This is a genomic window from Lyngbya sp. CCY1209, from assembly GCF_055795065.1.
This window is the reverse complement of the sequence record NZ_JAYFER010000158.1, coordinates 1-3,950: the sequence shown is the minus strand read 5'-3', so window position 1 is coordinate 3,950 and position 3,950 is coordinate 1. Positions and strand designations below refer to the sequence as shown.

The window sequence follows — 3,950 nt, the reverse complement described above, 5'->3', positions numbered from 1 at the left end:
CGACTGAAGTCGCCGTTCGCTTTTCATCCGTGCTTTAAAAAGACACGGCTTTCAAGCTCTCGTCCTTTTCTCGTAAAGCCTACGACGACCCCCTCGACGTTCCCTTGGAAGAAATGACCGAAAGCTACAAACTCAACACCCTGTCGGCCATGCGGATGACCTCCGCCTGCCGTCCCTATCTCCTCCAAGCCGAAAATGCCACCATCACCAACTCCGGTTCCCTGGTGGGGGTCTTGCCCGCTTTTGACTTCATCGCCTACTCCGCCGCCAAAGCCGCCCTCAACCACATGATGCTGGGTTTGGCCCACTATTTTGCCAAACAGGTCCGCATCAACACGGTGCTCATCGGTACGGTCATTACCCCGGGCTACGCGGAGGCGGGTTTGGATGAAAAGGCCCAGTATGCCCTGGCCCACCCCGACAACCTGACCGGACGGGCCGGCAAACCCCAGGACATTGCCAACGCCTTCCTGTGGCTGGCGTCACCGGCGGGGTCCTGGGTGAGCGGCCAGACCTTGCAAGTCTCCGGCGGGGGCAAGCGGGTGCGGCTGAAGCCCGAATAAATCCGATCGCCCGTTTCTGCTGCAATTTTCCGATGAAATTGGATTTGATGGTTCCCTCTTTCTTCTGGTATCGCGGAATTTGGGTGGGAGTCCCCCTTTCAATGCTGGCTTTGACGCCCACTCCGAGTCAAGCCCAGATCGACCGGGAGATTTCGACAACTGCCCTCAACGCAGAAAAGTCCCTGCTCCCCTCGACCCGGGCGATCGACCTGTCCCCCGCCACGGCGGGGGCGATTCCGGATGAAAATTTGGACTTCTTTTTCAGCTTGGGCAAACAACCTCCAGCCGTTCCGACGGTTGCAGAAGTCGGGGGAGATGCCGTCCCGTCGGACCCGGAAGACCCCAACGCGGGGTTGCGAATCCCCCCCAATTTTGGGGAGGGTTTTCCCATCGAGCAGGTGTTCGTCTACCTTCGCAACCCCACCGACGACCCGGAGCAAAATGAAGCGTTGCGGCGGCAACTTGCAAATACCTTCGGCATTCGGCCGGGGGGGAGTTTTAGCCCCCTGTTTGCCGACGGGGCCCTGAACCGGGTGCTACAGTTGCCGTTCGTAGAGGGGGCGGAATATCGCCTCTACGAGTCCCACCGACCGGGGGCGGTGATTGTGGCGTTACTGGTGACGGTGCAGCCCCCGGAAACCGGGGAGAGGCCCGCTCCCGAACCGACGGGCCTGTTGGTCAGCGGCGATGTCCGCGATTTTCCGACCCTGTACCAGAGCGATCGCACTTTGGCAAAAATCATCTTCAACGGGGGCGTGGGGGGCTTCAGCGACACCAATCCCAGGTTCGGGAGTGCCCGCGAGTTGGTTTCGGGTCCCTACCAGCCCACGGGAACTCTGACCTGGGGGGAATATTATTTGGAACCCGGTTTGGCCGGGATCACCCGTCTGGGCGATGCTCCGATTTATGCCTATGCTGCCGGTTCCTATACCATATCCGGGACGCTGCAACCCGACATTTTCCGCGCGGGCGATCGCTTCTACGGCGATATTGAACAACTCTACGGCGGGTTGCTCGTCGCCGAAACCGGAAGTCCCCTCAGCTTCAACCTGTCGGCGGGACGGCAAATTTTTCAACTCAACCAAGGATTTTTATTTTCGCAGTTCAGCGGTTCGGCCAACGCCCTCGATCGCGGGGCCAGCTACTCGAGTCCCCGCACCGCCTACGATATGACGGTGCTGGCTAATCTGCAGATGGGGGACTTCCGCTGGCTGGGCTTTTTCCTGGAACCCGACGAACTGCCGGCGGCCGAGAGCCACACTCAATATCTGGGGACGAGCCTGAGCTACAACAATAATAAGGGCGTCGAGGCGGCTTTGACCTATGTAACCGTACCGCGATCGTCCCGGCTGTATGTGTTGCCGGATAGCCGTAACTTCACCCGCGAGGGGTTGCAGGCGATCAATCCCCGCCTGCGACTGTCGTCATTATTCGGGGTGTCGGGACTCTGGATAGAGGGCGAATATGCGTATCAATTCAGCACTCAGCAGAGTATGTCCGCCCAGGGGGGTTATGTGTGGCTGGGTTATACTGCCGAGGAGGTTTCTTGGAAGCCCAGCATTAGCTATCGCTTTGCGGGGTTCAGCGGCGACAATCCCCACACCTCCACCTACGAACGCTTCGATCCGCTGCAAGCGAGCGGACTGACGGATTGGTTGCAGGGGATCAATTTGGGCAAGGTTTTTAACAATAGCAATACCTTTTCCCATCGAGTCACGTTCAAGGTGAATCCCAGCGATCGCCTTTTGATTTCGTTGGATTATTATTATCGCTTTGCGGACCAATTGAACAATCTCGGTGGCAATCCCGCCCTCTCAACGCTGGACTCCCACGACCTGGGTCACGAGTTCTTGTTGCTGACCCGATATACTGTATCGGAGAATTTCTTGCTTCAGGGAGTGGGGGCGATCGCTTTCCCGGGTTCTGCCATTCGCCAAGCTGTCGGCCATACCCCCGATCCTTGGATCACCCTACAACTCTCATTGTTCATGTTCTTCTAGTTCAGTAGTGGACCGTTTCAGCTCAAACGAGGCAATATTCAGTCCAGTAGTCCGGTACAACTTGACTCCCAACGTAGCACAGGCATCCTGCCTGTGAGAAAAGAGCGATCGCAGTCCAGTCGGTTGGGTGATTGCCTCATTTAAGATGAAATTGCCTCATTGAAGTGGAACATATCATCGAGGAACTGGGGGAATGGCAGGGCACCGATCCCGAGACGGGATTTCAACTGGTCAAAACTGCCGATCGCAAAATTATCAAAATCGCCGAGTGCAATGATTCGTAAAAATCTTTCGGCTAAGATCCCCCAGAATTGGGGGTTTGAGAGCCGGTGTACAATGATCTGGAGGAGCGGGTTAAAACCTGCCCTCGCCTGACCCATCCTCTCTAGGCGACAATCCATGACGCTCTCCCTAGAAAAACCCACCCCCCCAAACTCCATCCTCCAACGCCACGATGCCACCTGGCAAGACTATGTGGCTATCCGGGATAACCAAGCTATAGACTGGCGGAAAATCTCATTTCATAAAGGATGGTTGTGGATCGATATGGGTAAAGAAGGGCCCAATCATGCTTCGTTCAGTGATTTGATGACCATGATTTTTGGATTCTGGGTATTCCTGCACCCCGAGTGTGTCTTGCAATCCTATCGTCGCTGCATTATTGAACGCCCCGACACCCACGCCTGTGCGCCAGATTTGGTACTCTACAAGGGCGACAACATTCCCAGATGGCAACCGGGCGAACCGCGCCGGATTGACTTGCGACGCCACCGTTTGCCCGACCTGGTGGGGGAAATTGCCGACACCACCCTCAGCCTTGACTTGGACGAACAAAAGCAACTCTACGCCAGCTTAAATATCCCGGAATATTGGGTCGTTGATGTGAAAGGACTGCGGATTTTTGCCTTTGCTTTGGCGGAATCGGGGCGTTATGAATCGATTGAGGAATCCCAGGTTTTAACTGGGTTGCCTATTACCCTCCTAGAACAAACCCTAGAACGACTGACCACCGAAACCAACACCGCCGCTGCCAGTTGGTTAATCCAACAGTTACAAAACCTGCCAGAACGAAAGGACGGCACGGCTGAATCCGAACCCGAGGAGGAAAAAAATGTCCAATAAAACTACCGATGAAGATTTGGAATTGCTGGCCGAATTGGGGGTGGATATCGACCCGGAACCGCCCCGCCAATACTCCCCCAGAGAGGAGCGGATTATCGCCGGTTTTGAGGAAATCGATCGCTTTGTCGCGGAAAACGGCAGACTGCCCCAACATGGGGGCGATTACAATCCCGAAACAGCCAGCCTTTGTAGTAGACCGTTTCGGCTCAAATGAGGCAAAATTCAAAACGGAGCATCGGGCATCTTGCCTGTGGATTCAGATCCG

At 55.8% G+C, this 3,950-nt stretch carries 3 protein-coding genes and 1 pseudogene; all 4 read left to right on the top strand.

What is annotated here, in order from left to right:
• Positions 1–92: 92 nt before the first annotated feature.
• Positions 93–563 (top strand): annotated as a pseudogene (locus AC0QHF_RS02165) (SDR family oxidoreductase); the annotation flags it as partial.
• A 47-nt stretch (positions 564–610) separates the two neighbouring features.
• The gene (locus AC0QHF_RS02160) at positions 611–2,563 is read left to right on the top strand and encodes an alginate export family protein (RefSeq protein WP_324702539.1); all 1,953 of its coding nucleotides are present in this window, start codon (positions 611–613) and stop codon (positions 2,561–2,563) included.
• Between the two features lie 399 nt (positions 2,564–2,962).
• A complete protein-coding gene (locus AC0QHF_RS02155) occupies positions 2,963–3,685 on the top strand; it encodes a Uma2 family endonuclease (protein WP_324702538.1) in 723 nt (240 codons plus the stop codon).
• Positions 3,675–3,899 (top strand): hypothetical protein, encoded by a 225-nt coding sequence (locus AC0QHF_RS02150; protein WP_324702537.1) that lies wholly within the window; start codon positions 3,675–3,677, stop codon positions 3,897–3,899. Before AC0QHF_RS02155 ends, AC0QHF_RS02150 begins: the two co-directional genes overlap by 11 nt.
• The last annotated feature ends 51 nt before the right edge of the window (positions 3,900–3,950 follow it).